Source organism: Pedobacter nototheniae, assembly GCF_004335085.1.
GTDB lineage: Bacteria > Bacteroidota > Bacteroidia > Sphingobacteriales > Sphingobacteriaceae > Pedobacter > Pedobacter nototheniae.
The window spans coordinates 1-18,911 of sequence record NZ_RQRS01000040.1; the positions used below are offsets into that span (position 1 = coordinate 1).

Below are 18,911 nucleotides of genomic sequence, written 5' to 3' on the forward strand. Positions count from 1 at the left end.
ATGAAGAAAATGATGGAACTACTGAAACAGAAAATTATTTTCTTATTTTATAAGATACAAATTATGCTGTTTTCTAATCCTGTTTTTAAAAATAAATTAAATAGTGGGTTTTGTTAAGGAACGACTAATTATATGAATTTATCTACCGCTCGATCTGAAAAAAGAGCCAGGGAAGTGGGTGTTCGTAAAGCGCTTGGCTCAAATAGGAAATCATTAATGATGCAATTTTTTATTGAATCTTTATTGTTTTCTACAATTGCTACTGTTATAGCGCTAGTACTTCTTGAGCTGTCGTTACCGTATTTTAATTATTTGTTGGACACTAATACAGAGATTGACTATGGCTCATACAGAATCTGGGGAATTTTAGCGGGCCTTGTCTTAATTACTACCTTGATAGCGGGAAGTTACCCCGCTTTTTATCTTTCATCTTTTTCTGCAAACAAAGTGCTAAAAGGCTTTAAAGGTACAGGAACCCTGTCTGTTAGAAAGTTATTAGTCGTTATTCAATTTAGCCTTTCAGTTTGCATGATTGTATGTGCAATTACAATTCATTCTCAGATACAATATGTTACCAATAAGCCATTAGGATTTGATGAAAATAATTTATTGCAAGTTCGTCGCGACGGAAATTTTAAAGATTTCACTAGATTAAAATTATTTAAGGAACAGTTGAAAAATTCCGGATCTGTTTTATCTATTTCTGAAATAGGAGGAAGCTTAACAAACAATTCTAACAGTTCCGGGGATTTTGTTTGGCCTGGGAGAGATATGAGTAAAGATATATCCATTCAATTCAGGAGTATAGGTTTCGATTATGTGAAGACTATTGGAGCAAAGATGTTGAAGGGGCGGGATTTCTCAACAAATTTTCCGGCAGATACTGCTACATCTTTAATTCTAAACGAGGCTGCAGTTAAAATAATGGGGTTAAAAAATCCTGTGGGTTCGCTAATAAACTGGGGTGACGATGAATCATTGCAGATTGTGGGAGTTATCCAGGATTATTCTAACGATGGAGCTGATTCAAAAGTATTACCGACAGTGTTTTACAATAACCCCAGACGTACCGAAGTAATGCTCTTAAGGTTAAATTCAACAGTACCATTAAACGAATCCGTAAATACAATTAAGGCACTATGGCAGCGTTTAAACCCTGACTTTCCAATCGAGATTGAGTTTACTGATAAACATATGTCTGAAAAGTTACATGACGAAAAAATAACCAGCGTACTTGCTGACCTTTTTGGAGGCTTTTGCATTTTCATCTCCTGTTTAGGCCTGTTGGGATTAGCTATTTATGTAGCCGAACAACGGCAAAAAGAGATTAGCATCAGGAAGGTGTTAGGCGCTGATTTAAACAGTATTTTGTTGCTATTAAATAAGGATTTCATTATATTAGTCCTTATATCAAATATTTTTGCATTTCCTTTTGCTTACATATTATCAAATAAATGGCTCCAACAATACGATTATAGTATAGAAATTGGTGTGGCACCATTTATGTTTGCATTTTTTATCTCAATTATCATTGCTTTATTCTGTGTTAGCTTGCAGACTTTTAAAGTCGCAAGGGCAAATCCTGTAGATGCTTTAAAATATGAATGAATTTTGGTGTGGTAATTTTAATTGCTCGTCAGCTATAACGTAAGTTGCCTTGATGCAACCTTATACTACTATATTTAAGAATTTGGCATTGTTTCAAAATAATGCTAAACATTTAAAACACAGCTTCTATCTGTTTTTAAGTAATTCATTCTTTTCTTTCTCACTAGCTAATAAACGTTCATATAATTCAACAATTTTTTCGATAGGATTAAAATTATTTTGAATTGAATTATCATGAAAATTATTGATATTGTTAAAAATTGTCTCTTCTGTAAAGTGTTTGATCCCTTCAGCAGTTACGCCTAGTGCTTTTGCCACTTTCTCTAGTGTAGATTCTTCAATTTCCTCACTTTGTTCCAGTTTGCTAATTGCCTGTTGGCTTATGCCAAGTTCAGCGGCAAGCGCTTCCTGTTTCATCCCACGCAGTTCACGGATACGGCTTATTTTTCTACCAAGATGCATTCTGTTCGTTTTTTCTGAGGTTTCCATGGCCAAATATATTTAAAAAATTCCGACAGTTAAAAACAACCCTGCACTTGTATTTAACATTCTGTAGTGGTTCGGTACGTGCTTTTTCTAATCGAACTTGGTCTTCATAACAAACATGAAGATATGAAAAAGAAATCATTAAATCCAGTGGAGGACCGGCAAGAGCTGTTCTCCAATTTTGTTAGAGAACTTGCACAGCGATTCACGCCCTTGCAAATTCTAAAGTTCGGTGAAATAAGTTCTACAAAGAATTCTTTTACTTCTTTCTTTCCCGAACAGGCCAACAATAGTTTTCACTATTATCTATTAATGGTAATAAAGGGCACCACAAGAATCGAGCATGGTGTTCAGGATTATGTAAATATGCATTTTAACCATGGCAAAATCACGATCTTTGTTCATAGCCTAGAGAGCGTCGATACAGCTATTGCAGGTAACAACAGATTTTTTATAACAGTATTTAATACCGGTATTCAGCTATACAGTCATGACGGTACGCTGAACCTGTTTCCTGAATATATTCTTGATAAAAAAATATCTCTTGAAAAAGCCAGAAAGCACCTTTATCATCGGATTCCCATGGCGCAGGGGTTTTTAGATGGTGCAGGAGAATGTTTTAGTAACGAAAAATTCAATGTGTGCGTATTTATGCTTCATCAAGTAGTTGAGCAATCCTGCATTGCGATGATCAGGGTTTTTATGGCTTACAGGTCAGATATTCATCATTTGGGTAGGCTACTGGATATCTGTGCATGTTTCTCAGCAGAGCCGCGAGCGCTTTTGCTTGGAACGCCAGAAAACAGAAGGCTTTTTGAGAAGCTCATGAATAGTTATAGCCACGCCAGGTATAAGGACAATTTTAATGTTGAGATGGGCGATGCTGATAAACTCTATAGCCTGGTTCATAATTTTTTAATTCTCGCCAAAGATCTTTGTGATAAAAAGATTATTCTTTTGACTGCCGAATGTGAAGAGGCGGAAGCAGAGAAAGGGGAAATTTGCAATGGCTGATGAAATGATCCTTGCCGGAAAACCTAAATCCGAGTTCTATAAACTTCCCTTTGATAAGAACACCCGCATATTGAGATTAAATGTTTTGGAGTCACATACAGAACTTCGAGCCGGGAACCGACCATATTACATGGTTGAAAGAAAGGCGCTCTCATTTAAAAAAGGAATTTTGACAATGAGGGTAAAGCTCGAAAATGAGCCGCCGGTAAAAGTTTACCTGAGGGTCGAGTATGATCATTTATTGGTAAGCTGCAGTATTGATACGGATGAAAATTATCTGGGAAGATATACCTACCGTACTTTGAGGGCGATGTTATGGAATGGATTTCATGACTTTGAAAAATATTATTGGCCGGAATGCTTCAATGAAGTAGCCGGAAAGTCCAGATATCTTGAAGTAGTCTGTGATAGATATGGAGTGGACATCAGGCTCAAAAAAGAATTTAAAGGTTTTTTCAGGCCGGATGATTATTTCCTGCATATACCCGAACGGAAAGTATTGGAAAGAAAGTATGTAAATGATGGATTAGCTACTTTAAACCGGGAGTACCTTATTGGTTATTGCCTTGCAAATACCGATGCTGTCAGGTTCCATTCCAACCATTATCCATTTCTGATACCGTATAGCTTTTCCATGAATGCGGATAATAAGACTGTAAAATCTTTCACTGGGTTTCTTTTCGAAGAAGACGATAGTTTTGAACAATCTGAACTGTCCGCAAATCAAACTGAGCTGAACAGCATCTGCTATGAAATGAAGAAAATAGCAAAGATTCAGTTTAGGGAATACGGAGACAGTGATGAACGTTCTGACGAAATAGATGATCTCAATTTCAGCAATAAGAAGAAGATTTTCGAACTATTCAATAAAGCACTCCCAATGCTATCGACCGAGCCGTTTACACATTACCTGTTTACCTATGGGATGAGAAATATTCAGAAGAGACCTATGAAAAAGTATATGCAGGTTGCCCGATTCTCAAGTGAAGTACCGAGTTTAAATTTTTTACTTAGTGATAAGGGTGATTATTACGAACTTAAGTTGAGGTTCAAGGTGAAAGCAAAGGTCTTGCATTTTTGCGAAGACAGGATTGCTATGTTTTTCATCTGTTCGTCTTCAAACCCCACTGTCTGGTATTTATTAGAATGTGAAACGGATTCGAGGGTTGTTCTGTTTTTTAGCCGTAAGAACTTTAAGATTCAAATTCCCAAAGGTTATTATAAGGAGCATTTCGAAGCGTATATAGATGAAATCAAAAAACAGTATGAGCTTGAAATCAAATAGAAACACAGACATGGAAGAGATTAAAAAACTAATCGATTATCAACCTTCAGGGCTTACAGAAGAAGAAATCGAAAATGCGGATTCTGAGATGGAATATTTTTTCGTTAATTTTCCATTGCATGAGGCAAGGGCAAATTTATGGGAACTTTACAAGGGCTGGGTGCATTTGGAAGCTGAATCTCCGGAAGGAGAGGAAATGACTGATATGCTTTTCTTTTGTAACCAGATGATCAGCTTCCTGAACTTTTCTTTTATAGTAACAAGGCAGAAACAAAATAGATGAACAAATAACAGAGAGCATGATCATAAGGGAGTTGCTTTCTGTTATCATTAAGTTATTTTTAATCTACTATTGCGAGAGCTGGCCTTCCCGCATTTTCGGCCTGTGAAAGCCCAATCACTACCCAACGCTTTTCACCATGGTATATAAGGAAATGCGATTCCGCATCTAGGTACTACAGTTCATCCGATTTGAACCCGATGCTCCTTCGTTTAGAAACAGGTGGCTCCTTTACCGCTAACAGGTATTAAAAAACAATAGTTTTTCAGCTTTTTCTTTTCTATACCCAGACGACTTTAGGTGTTATCAGCAATCATATTCCTAAGTGGTTCAAATATTCGGATGAGTTAATAGTCACATTGATGGCAGGTTATCACAAATTGTGATAACCTTTGAAGAATCCCTTTGTGCCAACGACAAGCCCTTAGGATTTGCTAGAAAACATACTTCGCCGATGGTGAAGCTGTCGAAGTATGTTTTCCCGCTGAGCCTTGTAATGAAAATGCCATTACCTTTGGGACGGTGGTTTGCCGAAATGATTGGATTGGTGCATTCTCTAACCTAACGACCCATTCCTCTGCCTCGTTCATTTTTATTGTCGTTCCTTGTTTCTTTCAACTTATTGTTCAGCTCTTTGATTTCCTGAATACGGGTATATTCCCGTACTGCTTTTACTATACTATCCTGAACATCCTGCAATTTTAGTTTTCCATCCATCAATTTTACTGGAACGTTGAAATCGATATCACTATGGTACATTAAAGACGACTTGGCGGTGTTAGGATCTACATTTGGATATTTCTGACAGTAGAAACCAATTATTTCATCCAATGGCATTTCCTTCAAAAGATAGTGTATATCGATAAAATCCTTGATGCGCTGTCCGCTATTAACAATTGCATTGATTTTCATGGCCGATATGTCCTGATTGGACATCATCCTAATTCCCTCTATATTTTCAATCGGTTTAATGGATGGATATTTGTGCGAAATAAAATCAAAATCCACTTCGCCAATACTTCCACTGACATAATTTTCCTTGTGGCGTTTTACGTCTGCACCGTATTTATTTCGTAAGTGTTCAGCCAGTTCGTTTCCATCAAAATCCGAAGAGCTGAACAGGTCAATGTCTATGGATTCTCTGTGTCCAATCCTCAGCGATAGTGCTGTACCGCCTACGAGGTAAAAAGAATTGAGCTGATTGTCTTTCATCAGCGTCTGGATTAGATCCAGTGTCCCTGATTTAACTGTTTCTTTGTGTAACATCTGAGTTTTTCTTTGCTCAACTGAAAATATTCGCAAACGGCTTCCATGGTCATGTCAGAAAGATAGGTAATGTCATTTTTAAGAGCGTTTACCACATTTTCCATCCCGTAAAACCTGATCATCTCCTCCCAATCCTTGGGGTTGCCTTTATCAAGCACTCGTTCCATAACGGTTCTATAACTTCTGTTCCAGTCAAGCTTGTCAAAATCAAAGTCCCAGAACAATACCTTGGGCAGATCGGGTCTTCTAACTTTTTGTATCAGAGGCTGTCTTTCGATTTTGATCTCATCATTTTCGAATGGAACTTTCTTTTTGGAAAGATAGTTGTTCAGTGTATTATAGTTATAAGCGGGGTAGCTGTCGCAAAATCCCTTCAGACTTGAAAACACGTCGATATCCGTACTGGCAAATCTCTTCCAGTGCACAACGATAACTCTTTTGTTCAATTCCTTTAACATCATACAAATTTAACTAAAACAGAAGTTAATGCCTAATATTTTTAAATATTTGTCAGTTGTTGGTTATTTATTTAGTTATATTTATCATTTAAAGGCGCCATATCTGCGCTCACCTTGATATCCAAGACCTTTGCATATATCTGTGTAGTTCTGATATTTGTATGCCCTAGCATCTTCGATACGCTCTCCATCGGCACCCCATTAAGAAGGGTTACGGTGGTAGCGAAGGTATGCCTTGCAATATGTGAGCTTAAAGGTTTATCGATCTCACAAACTGCGGCAATTTCCTTGAGGTACTCATTTAGCTTTTGATTGCTAGAAACTGGTAATGCCCTGTCTTTGGTGATGCAGTAGGGGTGATCACTGTATCTCTCCAATATTGCTATTGCAGGTGGTAATAAGGGAACAGCCGACCGGGTTCCTGTTTTGGTTCGATTTGTGTAAACCCATTTTTTGCCATCCACTCCAGTTTTGATATTAGATAGGCGTAATTTTTCTATGTCGGAATAGGCAAGACCTGTAAAACAGCAGAAGATAAAGACATCACGTACCTGACTTAACCGCTCGGTTAAGAACTGCTTTTCAGAAATTTTTGTCAACTCCTCCTCTGTGAGAAACGACCGCTCTACATTCTTGCTTTTTAGTTTGTACCCGAACATTGGATCGCTGTCAATCCATTTTAAGCTCAATGAAATGCGAAGAATTTTACCAAGGCTTTTCAGATACCTTACTGTGGTATTGTTGGCACAACCGTTTACTGACCTCAGGAAAAAATCAAAATCGCGTATAAACGCATGGTTAATATTTTTGATGTTGATATCTGGTATCTGGTATTTCTCGTTCATGAAGGCAGTAAGATGTCTTTCCAAGACCTGAAAGCGCTTCAAAGTACCAATGGCGTATTCCTTTCCTACCAAAGCTTGCATTTTTTCGTTATGAGCTTTGATGGCTTCCATCAAGGTGTGCTTCCTGACTTCCCGCCCGATAAATCTGCACTTAATGCCTTCGGATGTAATAACTTCGCCTGCATCAAAAAGATCCCTGTAAACCTGGTTGATGATTGACTGGAGATTGTCCAGATGAGCATTAAAGCTTCTGACATCTTCCTTTTTTCCATCCTGTCTGCCTGATTTGGTATTCCACTTTTCAGGATCGCACTCAAGACCGCTGGTCATTTCTGCCCTTTTTCCGCCAACGGTTATTCTTAAATAAACTGGCACATGGCCGCCATGGTAGTTTTTCTGCTTTTTAAGATAAAAAAGCAGGTTAAAATTAGTTTTCATATAAACTGAATTAAGGTTAACAAAATTAGCCCTGCAGTCTGAAAACGTCAAGACGTTCGATGGTCGAACGACTTGTTAAACAAGTGGTTATATTTAATTCGGTGAGTTCTTTTACCGCCTGAATTACTCACCGAATTACACACTTTTAATATGAGAATCGGTGAGTAATTTAGTTTTTTCACTAAAACAAAAAAGCTTGCAATCATTTGATTTGCAAGCTTTTACGTAGTTTTGATACTATTGTCTGTGATCCCGCTGGGATTCGAACCCAGGACCACTACATTAAAAGTGTAATGCTCTACCAGCTGAGCTACGGAATCATCTCTTCTTTAAACGTCTCCGTTTGTTTGAAGTGCTGCAAATGTAGGGTTCTAATGCATGTTTTGCAAATAATTTTTCTCAAAATCCCTTACTCTCTTGATTTATAGGAAGATTAATTATTAGTGCCATAATTTAAATAACCAGTTTATAACTCAGTATGGCAGCTTTTCAAAATTTAAGCAATTATTTGTATGTTTTTCATCTATAACCGAACAATTAGAAAAGTGATTAATAAAGTCTGAAAAATCACGCAAACGTTTGATGGTAGAATTTTTAAATTATTTGTTTAGTTTGGCTCCATCAATCAAAACAACCAATAACCAAACTTATGCTGAACCAAAACACTCAAAATCCTTCAAAGGGACCGAAACCACTCGTTATCATTTGTATTTTGTTTTTTATCTTCGGATTTGTAACCTGGGCAAATGGAACATTAATACCTTTTTTTAAGCTCTCATTCGGTTTGTCTGATATTCAGGCTTTCCTAGTTACTTTTGCCTCTTACATGGCTTATTTCTTCTTAGCGCTACCAGCATCATGGATTTTGAAAAAAATAGGTTTCAAAAATGGCATCATTTTAGGCTTAATTGTGTTGGGTATTGGTTCATTAATATTTATTCCTGCAGCACAAACCAGAACATTTGGATTGTTTTTAACGGGGATTTTTGTTCAAGGAGCGGCTTTAGCTTTATTGCAAACCGCATCAAATCCATATTTAACTATTATTGGACCCATAGAAAGTGCTGCAAAACGAATTAGCATGGCAGGTATTTGTAATAAATTTGCAGGTATTATTGTTCCATTTATCATGGGAACGCTATTTCTTAAAAATGCATCAGATATTGAGAAAAAGATAGAAGCAGCCACAGGAGTTGCCAAAGAACAGTTGCTAAATGATGTGCTTGGACGTGTAAATATGCCATATATTGTTTTGGCTATTGTTTTTTGCCTATTTGCTTTGGTAATTAAATTCACCAATTTGCCCGAAGTGCAAGTAGAAGAAGATGTAGTGGATGAAAACAATGGTACTGTTGTGGAGCATAAAAGCATATTCCAGTTTCCACACTTATTTTTAGGTGCCTTCTGTATTTTTGTTTACGTCGCTGCAGAAGTAATGGCAGGAGATATTATCGGTGTTTACGGAAAAGCTTTAGGTATCAGCCCTGATATTAGTAAATATTTTACAGCGCTAACCTTATCAAGCATGTTAATCGGCTATATTTTGGGTATTATAGCCATTCCAAAATATATTTCGCAGCAATTTGCGCTACGAATTTGTGCCATTTTGGGTTTAATTTTTACTTTAATCGCTTATTTGACTACAGGTTATACTTCGGTTATTTTTATAGCTTTACTAGGATTAGCAAATTCATTAATGTGGCCTGCCATTTTTCCTTTAGGCATTAGTCATTTAGGTAAATTTACTAAAACTGGATCTGCAATTATGATTATGGGTATAGCTGGTGGTGCAGTTTGGCCATTATTATACGCTTATTTAAAGGATCATCTACATTTGGATTTCCAATTATCCTACTTCATTACCGTTTTACCATGCTATTTGTTCATTCTATTTTTTGCCGTTAAAGGTCATAAAGTAGGTTTAAAATTGAAGTAGAAAAACATATAATATTTGTAAAGCCCGATCCAAACCAGATTGGGCTTTTTTATGCCGTTAATTTTCCCTTATTTTGGACAATTATAAAAATGGGGATTTTCCTCATATCTCAATATTCATATCTAATAATGAACAAAGCTATTTTTTTGGATCGTGATGGTGTTTTAAATCACGAAATGCACGATTACATTTGTCGTGTAGAAGATTTTAAAATTCTTGATTACCAAATTCCAGTACTTAAAAAACTATTCGACGAAGATTACCTTTTAATTGTAATTACCAACCAAGGCGGTATTGCTTTAAAAAGATATAGTGAAGAAGAATTGGCAATTATGCATCAATTACTACGTAATGCATTTACCAAAAAAGGAGCAGAAATTGCTGCCGTTTATTATTGCCCGCACCATCCAACTGTTTCTGGCGACTGTAAATGCCGCAAGCCGAAATCGGGGATGATTTTAGATGCTATTGATATGTTCGATATTGATCCGGCTTTATCTGTTATGATTGGTGATAAACCTCGTGATGTTGAAGCTGCAAATGGAGCAGGAGTGAAGGGTATTTTAATTGAGCCTGATGAACAAATTAGCTACGAAAAAATTAAAGAGGTATTAAGTGCGTAAATAGTTTTAATTCCTTCTCAAAATAAAATCCTAAGTTTTAAGTCGGTGTTATCGGTTTAAGATTTAGGATTTCTTTTTACCATATAAGAAATGTAAAAACATTTAAGCTTGTTTTTGCATTCTTTGTTCAATAGCCCTGATTATAATGGCAGCTCCCGATTTTTCTATCGGGACTATAATGGAAAGCAGGTGTGTGGTAGCGGATTTAGTACAGAACCTTACGCTTCAAATCCTAATAATAGCTTTTCCTGAATTAATAAAATTTATTTGGGCGTTTTAACACGCTGTTCGCTGTATTTCCGATAGAAAAAATCGGAGGATGCCGCTACCATCGTTAACGCAAACAAAAACTGAGTTTAACCATTTAATAATGGAGTATGTGGTTTCGTAGCCCTGATTGAAATGGCAGCTCCCGATTTTTCTGTCGGGACTATAATGGAAAGCAGGAGTATGGTAACCGATGAGTACAGAACCTTACGCTTCAAATCCTAATAATAGCTTTTCCTTAATTAATAAAATTTATTTGGGCGTTTTAACACGCTGTTCGCTATATCTCCGATAGAAAAAATCGGAGGATGTCGCTACCATCGTTAACGCAAACAAAAACTGAGTTTAACCATTTAATAATGGAGTATGTGGTTTCGTAGCCCTGATTGAAATGGCAGCTCCCGATTTTTCTATCGGGACTATAATGGAAAGCAGGTGTGTGGTAACTGATGAGTACAGAAACTTGCGCTTCAAATCCTAATAATAGCTTTTCCTGAATTAATAAAATTTATTTGGGCGTTTTAACACGCTGTTCGCTATATCTCCGATAGAAAAAATCGGAGGATGCCGCTTCCATCGTTAACGCAAACAAAAACTGAGTTTAACCATTTAATAATGGAGTATGTGGTTTCGTAGCCCTGATTGAAATGGCAGCTCCCGATTTTTCTGTCGGGACTATAATGGAAAGCAGGAGTATGGTAACCGATGAGTACAGAACCTTACGCTTCAAATCCTAATAATAGCTTTTCCTTAATTAATAAAATTTATTTGGGCGTTTTAACACGCTGTTCGCTATATCTCCGATAGAAAAAATCGGAGGATGCCGCTTCCATCGTTAACACAAACAAAAAAGCCCGAATCAAAACGATTCGGGCTTTTTTATAAAGTGTTTTAAGCTTATTTGCCTGCAGCCTTAGCGTGATCTGCTAAGAAAGTAGCTAAACCACTATCAGTTAAAGGGTGTTTTAATAAACCCACAATAGCAGCCAAAGGTGCAGTAATTACATCAGCACCTAATTTAGCACAGTTTACAATATGCAAAGGACCACGGATAGAAGCAGCTAAAATTTGAGTTTCGTAACCGTAGTTATCAAAAATAGTTCTGATATCTTCAATTAGTACTAAACCATCGCTAGAAATATCATCTAAACGACCTAAAAACGGAGAAACATAAGTTGCACCAGCTTTAGCCGCCAATAATGCCTGTCCGGCAGAGAAAATTAAGGTACAGTTGGTTTTAATTCCTTTTGATGAGAAATATTTAATGGCTTTAACACCATCTTTAATCATCGGAACTTTAACAACAATTTTTGGGTTTAAAGCAGCAAGAGCTTCACCTTCTTTGATAATTTCATCATAAGTAGTTGAAATAACTTCTGCACTTACATTGTTGTCAACAATATCGCAAATTGCTTTATAGTGGTTAATTACATTTTGATCGCCAGTAATACCTTCTTTAGCCATTAAGCTAGGGTTAGTGGTTACGCCGTCTAAAATGCCAAGATCTTGTGCTTCTCTGATTTGATCAAGATTAGCTGTGTCAATAAAAAATTTCATGTTTATAAATTCTTAAGTGATAATTAGGTGTAAACCCTGAAGAATTTCGTGTCCCCCTTCAGGGGAATGGGGGAGTAAAAAAAAAGGGCAAGCACCTCTTATCGCACCGCTACAACCTTCTACCCTTGCTGCGTTCCCGCCCTGGGGGGATTCAAAGGGAGCTGGTCGTAAAAGACTTGCCCGCCACAAAGGTAGAAAAACAAGTTGTTTTACAAAATTCATTTTTCTCTTTTTTTGAATAGTAAAGCTATGTTGTTGATTGTTAAATTAATATAATTATTAAATTATTTTTAGATTCCTTAATTAGGTTTCAATAATTAGATTTTTAAGTCGAAAAACAATTTTAATCGCCTTTTCTTTCAAGCCTAAAATGCGCAAATCTATTTTTTAGTAAATTGTTTTAGCGAATAAAAACACTGTTTCGAGCGTTTTTTTAATGATTTGTGTGTTTATTAAAATTATATTTAATCATTGTATAATTTGTCAATATTGTAATTAACTTAATTTAAATTGCTTTAAAACTAAAATTATTCTAAAAAGAATGTAAACTCTATAATTTATAATCGATTTCTTTTATCTTAGTGTTTCCTATACACTAACAACTAACGAGCAAAAGAATGAAATTAAACAGTGGATTGTACGATGCACAATTTGAACACGATGCCTGCGGCATTGGGTTCGTTGCGCATGTGAAAGGGCGAAAATCGCATCAGATCATCTCAGATGCACTTACTATTTTAGAAAATTTAGACCACAGAGGGGCTTCGGGAGCTGAACCAAATACCGGAGATGGAGCAGGAATTATGATCCAAATTCCTCATGAATTTTTCTACGATGAATGTCTGAAAACAGGATTTAGCCTTCCTGCTACAAATAATTATGGCGTGGGTATGCTTTTTATGCCTAAAGATTTAAGATCAAGAGAAGAATGCAGAGAGTTAATTTATCGTGCTGCAGAAAAGCTCGGCCTTGAGGTTTTAGGTTTTAGAAAAGTTGATGTAGATACTACTGATATTGGCAGTATGGCACTTTCTGTTGAGCCGGAAATTGAGCAAGTTTTTATTGCTCGCCCGTATGCTGTAGCTCCTGGAGCCGATTTTGAACGTAAACTTTACATTTTTAAAAACTACTTAATTAAGCTGATTTTAAACACCGTTAATGGTGGAAAGGATTTTTATATCGTTTCGTTATCCGCTCAAACTATTATATACAAAGGTCAGTTAACATCTTTACAGGTACGTACATACTTTAAAGATTTAAGTGATAAACGCTTAGTTTCCGCTTTGGGTTTGGTGCACTCTCGTTTTGCAACCAATACTTTTCCCTCATGGAGATTAGCGCAGCCTTTTCGTTTTATTGCTCACAACGGAGAGATCAATACTTTACAAGGAAATTTAAACTGGTTTAGAGCTGGCGTTAAATCTTTCGCTTCAGCTTATTTTACGCCAGAAGAACTGGATATGTTATTGCCTGTTATCGATGAAACAAATTCAGATTCGGGCTGCTTGGATAATGTAATTGAATTATTGCTCCACGCCGGCAGAACTTTGCCTCATGTTTTAATGATGCTTGTACCCGAAGCTTGGGATGGCAACGAAGATATGGATCCGGTTAAAAGAGCTTTCTACGAGTTTCATGCTACTTTAATGGAGCCTTGGGATGGACCTGCAGCAATTGCTTTTACAGATGGAAAGCTGATTGGTGCTACTTTAGATCGTAACGGATTACGCCCTTCGCGTTATGCCATCACCTCTGATGACCGTGTAATTATGGGCTCGGAAGCAGGCGCTTTAGCAATCGATCAAAGTACGATTATTGAAAAAGGTCGTTTAACACCAGGCAAAATGTTTGTTGTAGATATGGAGCAGGGTAGAATCATTAGCGACGATGAAATAAAAACCCAGGTTTGTGGTGCTAGCCCTTATGCAGATTGGTTAAATCAATATCAAATCCGTTTGGAAGAATTACCTGAGCCACGTGTAATGTTTACCGGACTTTCGAAGGAATCTGTACTTAAATACCAGCAGGTTTTTGGTTATAGCAGGGAGGATGTAGATTTATTATTAAAGCCAATGGCTTTAGAGGGTAAAGAGCCAATTGGTTCAATGGGAACGGATACACCTTTAGCCATTTTATCTAAACAGCCACAACATTTATCTAATTATTTTAAGCAATTATTTGCGCAGGTAACCAATCCACCAATTGATCCTATCCGTGAAAAAGTGGTAATGAGTTTGGCAGGTTTTATGGGTAATAATGGCAACTTGCTAGAAGAAAGCCCAATGCAATGTCATTGTGTAGGTATTAAGCACCCAATTTTAACCAACCAAGAATTAGAGAAACTAAGAAGTATTGATACAGGCGTTTTTCAAGCGAAAACCCTGCAAACCTATTTCAGGGCTGATGGTAAGCCTGGCGCAATGGCTAAGGCATTGGATCGTCTTTGCCGTTACGCTGTAGATGCCGTTGAAGATGGTTTCCAGGTAATTGTATTAACAGATAGAGCCATCGATTCTGAACACGCAGCAATGCCTTCGCTTTTGGCAGTTTCGGCAGTACATCACCATTTAATTCGTAAAGGGTATCGTGGTGCAGTAGGTATCGTGGTTGAGGCTGGAGATGTTTGGGAAGTTCACCATTTTGCTACCCTAATTGGTTTTGGTGCTACAGCCGTTAATCCTTATCTGGCTTTAGAAACTATTCATGGTTTTAAAGATGAGTCTGGTTTATCAATAGATCAGCTAACTAAAAATTATACTTATGCGGTAAATAGTGGTTTGTTAAAGATTTTCTCTAAAATGGGAATCTCCACCCTACAATCATACCATGGAGCACAAATTTTTGAAATTTTAGGTCTAAATAAGCAAGTTGTAAACACTTATTTTACTGGTGCTGTTTCTCGTATTGGTGGTTTAGGGTTGGATGAAATTGCTCACGAAACCTTAATTAAACACCGCCGTAGTTTTGGTGTTTCTACTCAAACAGAAAATTTATTGCCTGCAGGTGGTACTTATAAATGGCGTAGAAGAGGCGAGCAGCATTTGTTTAATCCTCAAACAATCCATCTATTACAAAACGCAACCCGTAAAAACGACTATAACATTTTTAAACAATATTCTAAACTTGTTAATGAGCAAACCCAACAGGCTTACACCATTCGTGGTTTGTTTGAATTTAATTACAACCGCCCTTCCGTTCCTTTAAATGAAGTTGAACCTACTGAAGCAATTTTGAAAAGATTTGCCACTGGAGCAATGTCTTTCGGCTCTATTTCTCACGAAGCACATTCTACCTTGGCTATTGCCATGAATAGAATTGGCGGCAAAAGTAATACCGGAGAGGGTGGTGAGGATGAAATGCGCTATACCAAATTGCCAAATGGCGATAGCATGCGCTCGGCTATTAAACAGGTGGCATCCGCTCGTTTCGGTGTAACCAGTTATTATTTAACAAATGCTGATGAGTTGCAAATTAAAATGGCTCAAGGTGCAAAACCTGGCGAGGGTGGGCAGCTACCTGGACATAAAGTGGATGACTGGATTGCAAAAGTTCGTCACTCAACACCAGGAGTTGGTTTAATTTCTCCGCCGCCGCATCACGATATTTATTCAATTGAGGATTTAGCGCAGCTGATTTTCGATTTAAAGAACGCTAATCGCGAGGCGAGGATTAATGTTAAATTAGTTTCTAAAGCTGGTGTAGGCACAATTGCAGCGGGTGTTGCAAAAGCACATGCCGATGTAATTTTAGTTTCTGGTTTTGATGGTGGTACAGGGGCTTCACCTTTAACTTCTATTCAGCATGCAGGCTTGCCTTGGGAACTTGGTTTGGCAGAAGCACATCAAACTTTAGTGAAAAATAGATTGCGCAACCGTATTGTTCTTCAAACAGATGGACAATTAAAAACAGGTAGAGATATTGCTATTGCAGCATTATTAGGCGCCGAAGAATGGGGTGTTGCAACTGCGGCCTTAGTTACTTCGGGTTGTATTATGATGCGTAAATGCCATTTAAATACTTGTCCGGTTGGTGTTGCTACCCAAGACCCTGAATTGAGGAAACTATTTACAGGCGATCCAGATCACGTTGTAAACTTATTTTATTTCCTTGCAGAAGAATTACGTGAAGTAATGGCCGAACTTGGTTTCAGAACTATTCATGAAATGATAGGTCAGGCTGATGCTTTAAAAGTTCGAGATTTAGGGGCAGAAGATTGGAAATTGAAACATATTGATTTATCTGCAATTTTATATAAAGCAGAAAATAATGGCTTGCCTTACTATAATACTGAAAAGCAAGATCATGGTTTGGATCATGTATTAGATCATCAATTAATTGCTGCAGCTAAACAGGCTATTGATAACAATGAACCTGTATTTGCAAGCTTCGATGTTAAAAATACCGATCGTGCCATCGGTACTATGCTATCCAACGAAATTTCTAAAGTGCATTTAGGCTTAGGCTTGCCGCCTGATACCATTAACTTTAAATTTAATGGTTCTGCCGGACAAAGTTTTGGTGCTTTTAGTACGCGTGGCGTAACCTTATCGCTAGAAGGTGAAGCAAACGATTATGTTGGTAAAGGTCTTTCTGGAGCAAGGTTGGCTATTTATCCTTTCGGAAATGTAACTTATGTGCCCGAACAAAATATCATTATTGGTAACGTAGCACTTTACGGAGCAACATCTGGCGAATTATTTGCCCGTGGAAAAGCTGGCGAACGTTTCGCTGTGCGTAATTCTGGTGCAACTGCGGTTGTGGAAGGTGTTGGAGATCACGGTTGTGAATATATGACTGGTGGTGAAGTTTTAATTCTTGGTGATACCGGAAGTAATTTTGCTGCAGGCATGAGTGGTGGTGTAGCCTGGATTTATGATGCTAATGGAACTTTTGCCCGTAAGTGCAATAAAGAAATGGTTGATTTAGATCCGTTATTGGCTGAAGATGAAGAACGAATTTTGGCTCTACTTAAAACTCATATTCGTTTGACGGATAGTAAAGTAGCCGAATTTATCTTAAGCGATTGGAAAACTCAGTCTGCTCATTTTGTAAAAGTATTCCCTAAAGAATACAAAGCGGTTTTAAGCAAACGTAATCAACAAGTTAAAACACACTAAGCCATGGGAAAAGTAACAGGATTTCAAGAATACGATAGAGTTGCACCGCTTAGAGAAGAAGCTGCTAAACGTGTGAAACATTATGGGGAGTTTTTAAATGAATTACCCTCAGAAGAATTAAACAGACAAGCGGCTCGTTGCATGGATTGCGGCGTTCCATTTTGTCAATCAGGTTGCCCTTTGGGTAACGTTATACCAGAATTTAATGATGCCGTTTACCAGGGCAAATGGGAGCAGGCGGCTAATATTTTATTAAGCACCAATAACTTCCCTGAATTTACAGGTCGTATTTGTCCTGCTCCATGCGAATCTGCATGCGTGCTAGGGATTAATCGACCACCAGTTTCAATTGAAGAAATTGAGAAGCATATTATCGAAATAGCCTTCGAAAAGGGATTTATTAAAGCAAAAGCACCTTTAATTAGAACGGGTAAAAAAATAGCTGTTATTGGTTCAGGCCCCGCTGGCTTGGCCGCTGCTGCTCAGTTAAATAAAGCTGGTCATGAGGTAGTCGTTTTCGAACGTGATGATGCTCCAGGTGGTTTATTGCGTTATGGTATTCCTGATTTTAAACTGCAAAAAAATGTAGTTGATCGCCGTATTGATTTAATGAAAGAAGAAGGAATTATATTTAAATGTAATGCCAACGTAGGCGAAAATGTTGAAATTGGAACCATTCTACGAGATTATAATGCGGTGGTTTTAGCCGGTGGATCAACTATTCCACGCGATTTGCCTATTGATGGGCGTTCTGCTAAAGGCGTACATTTTGCAATGGATTTTTTAAAGCAACAGAATAAACGTGTTGCAAACCGCGATGTTGTGGTAGAAAATATTATGGCAACTGGCAAAAACGTAATTGTAATTGGTGGTGGCGATACTGGTTCTGATTGTATTGGCACTTCTAATCGTCATGGTGCAAAATCGGTAACTCAGTTCGAAATTATGCCTATGCCGCCTTCTATGCGTAATGCGCACATGCCTTGGCCAACTTTTCCAATGCTTTTAAAAAATACTTCTTCACATGAGGAAGGTGCTCAAAGAACTTGGTCAGTTAATACTAAAAACTTTATTGCCGACGAAAACGGTAACCTTAAAGCTTTAAAAGTGGTTGATGTTGAATGGGATATTGATGCAAACGGTAGACCAGTAAGTTTTAAAGAAGTTGCAGGAACTGAAAGAGATTTGCCTTGCGAATTGGTTCTATTGGCAATGGGTTTCTTACATCCTCAAAAAGAAGGCTTGATTGAAAAATTAGGCGTTGAACTCGATAATCGTGGTAATGTTAAAGCATCAGAGCATACTTATCAAACTAATATTGCGAAGATTTTTGCCGCTGGTGATGTTCGTCGTGGACAATCTTTGGTAGTTTGGGCAATTTCAGAAGGAAGAGAAGCTGCCCGTAAAGTAGACGAATATTTAATGGGAACAACAAAGCTTGCATCGAGAGATGCTGTGGCTTATGCTTAAATAAAGAAAAATGCAATTTTGAAGGTCGTAACATTTGTTACGACCTTTTTTATTTTCAAAGAAACAGTAATTTATCTAATAATTAATTCTTGCTATGTAGCTGACTATAAATCTTTTAAAAGGAAGTTTCCATCGAGGGTCTGTTCAATAAACTGTGTCATTGATTAAATCTGTCCTCAAAAAATATAGCAATTTGTGCTTGCATAATTTTCCATCCAGTCACAGGATTTATCCATCCATTTCTATGATTAATAAATACAA

13 protein-coding genes, 1 tRNA gene and 1 other RNA gene are annotated in these 18,911 nt (G+C 37.4%); 8 read left to right on the forward strand and 7 right to left on the reverse strand.

The window, feature by feature from the left end; genetic code table 11:
• Positions 1 to 132 precede the first annotated feature (132 nt).
• Positions 133 to 1,608 (forward strand): FtsX-like permease family protein, encoded by a 1,476-nt coding sequence (locus EHC72_RS22130; RefSeq protein ID WP_131539902.1) that lies wholly within the window; start codon positions 133 to 135, stop codon positions 1,606 to 1,608.
• Between the two features lie 126 nt (positions 1,609 to 1,734).
• Here EHC72_RS22130 and EHC72_RS22135 read toward each other — a convergent pair whose 3' ends face one another.
• Positions 1,735 to 2,097, reverse strand: coding sequence for a helix-turn-helix domain-containing protein (locus tag EHC72_RS22135; protein WP_131539903.1), 363 nt, complete (start codon positions 2,095 to 2,097; stop codon positions 1,735 to 1,737).
• Between the two features lie 123 nt (positions 2,098 to 2,220).
• Here EHC72_RS22135 and EHC72_RS22140 point away from each other — a divergent pair, with 123 nt between their 5' ends.
• The 3 genes from EHC72_RS22140 to EHC72_RS22150 are packed head-to-tail and all read left to right on the forward strand — an operon-like array spanning position 2,221 to position 4,676.
• Positions 2,221 to 3,108 carry a HEPN domain-containing protein gene (locus tag EHC72_RS22140; RefSeq protein ID WP_131539904.1) on the forward strand — a complete coding sequence of 296 codons (888 nt, stop codon included), beginning with the start codon at positions 2,221 to 2,223 and terminating at the stop codon, positions 3,106 to 3,108.
• Positions 3,065 to 4,393, forward strand: a complete 1,329-nt coding sequence (locus tag EHC72_RS22145) for a hypothetical protein (protein WP_131539905.1) — start codon at positions 3,065 to 3,067, stop codon at positions 4,391 to 4,393. Before EHC72_RS22140 ends, EHC72_RS22145 begins: the two co-directional genes overlap by 44 nt.
• Before the next feature lie 10 nt (positions 4,394 to 4,403).
• Positions 4,404 to 4,676: a hypothetical protein gene (locus EHC72_RS22150; protein ID WP_131539906.1), complete on the forward strand. Its 273-nt coding sequence runs from the start codon at positions 4,404 to 4,406 to the stop codon at positions 4,674 to 4,676.
• A gap of 558 nt (positions 4,677 to 5,234) precedes the next feature.
• Here the strand turns inward: EHC72_RS22150 and EHC72_RS22155 are convergent.
• The 4 genes from EHC72_RS22155 to EHC72_RS22170 form a co-directional block, all read right to left on the reverse strand.
• Entirely contained in the window at positions 5,235 to 5,885 is a 651-nt protein-coding gene (locus EHC72_RS22155; RefSeq protein WP_165585920.1) for a nucleotidyl transferase AbiEii/AbiGii toxin family protein, read from the reverse strand.
• Positions 5,886 to 5,896: 11 nt separating this feature from the next.
• Complete coding sequence (locus EHC72_RS22160; protein WP_131539908.1) at positions 5,897 to 6,400, reverse strand: DUF6922 domain-containing protein; 504 nt, start codon at positions 6,398 to 6,400, stop codon at positions 5,897 to 5,899.
• A 68-nt stretch (positions 6,401 to 6,468) separates the two neighbouring features.
• Positions 6,469 to 7,680: a site-specific integrase gene (locus EHC72_RS22165; protein WP_131539909.1), complete on the reverse strand. Its 1,212-nt coding sequence runs from the start codon at positions 7,678 to 7,680 to the stop codon at positions 6,469 to 6,471.
• A gap of 247 nt (positions 7,681 to 7,927) precedes the next feature.
• Positions 7,928 to 8,000, reverse strand: a tRNA-Lys gene (locus tag EHC72_RS22170).
• Between the two features lie 329 nt (positions 8,001 to 8,329).
• Between EHC72_RS22170 and EHC72_RS22175 the strand changes: the two genes are divergently transcribed.
• Together EHC72_RS22175 and EHC72_RS22180 are read left to right on the forward strand one after the other, a co-directional pair.
• Complete coding sequence (locus tag EHC72_RS22175; protein WP_131539910.1) at positions 8,330 to 9,616, forward strand: sugar MFS transporter; 1,287 nt, start codon at positions 8,330 to 8,332, stop codon at positions 9,614 to 9,616.
• A 128-nt stretch (positions 9,617 to 9,744) separates the two neighbouring features.
• Entirely contained in the window at positions 9,745 to 10,239 is a 495-nt protein-coding gene (locus EHC72_RS22180) for a D-glycero-alpha-D-manno-heptose-1,7-bisphosphate 7-phosphatase (RefSeq protein ID WP_131539911.1), read from the forward strand.
• 1,164 nt (positions 10,240 to 11,403) lie between these two features.
• On the opposite strand, the gene fsa is transcribed toward EHC72_RS22180, so the two are convergent.
• Both fsa and ffs read right to left on the reverse strand, forming a co-directional pair.
• Entirely contained in the window at positions 11,404 to 12,063 is a 660-nt protein-coding gene (gene fsa, locus EHC72_RS22185; RefSeq protein WP_131539912.1) for a fructose-6-phosphate aldolase, read from the reverse strand.
• Positions 12,064 to 12,145: 82 nt separating this feature from the next.
• Positions 12,146 to 12,245: signal recognition particle sRNA small type (ffs, locus tag EHC72_RS22190), an RNA gene on the reverse strand.
• A gap of 435 nt (positions 12,246 to 12,680) precedes the next feature.
• Here ffs and gltB point away from each other — a divergent pair.
• Complete coding sequence (gltB, locus tag EHC72_RS22195) at positions 12,681 to 17,180, forward strand: glutamate synthase large subunit (protein WP_131539913.1); 4,500 nt, start codon at positions 12,681 to 12,683, stop codon at positions 17,178 to 17,180.
• Positions 17,181 to 17,183: 3 nt separating this feature from the next.
• Positions 17,184 to 18,650 (forward strand): glutamate synthase subunit beta, encoded by a 1,467-nt coding sequence (locus tag EHC72_RS22200; RefSeq protein ID WP_131539914.1) that lies wholly within the window; start codon positions 17,184 to 17,186, stop codon positions 18,648 to 18,650.
• Positions 18,651 to 18,911 lie beyond the last annotated feature (261 nt).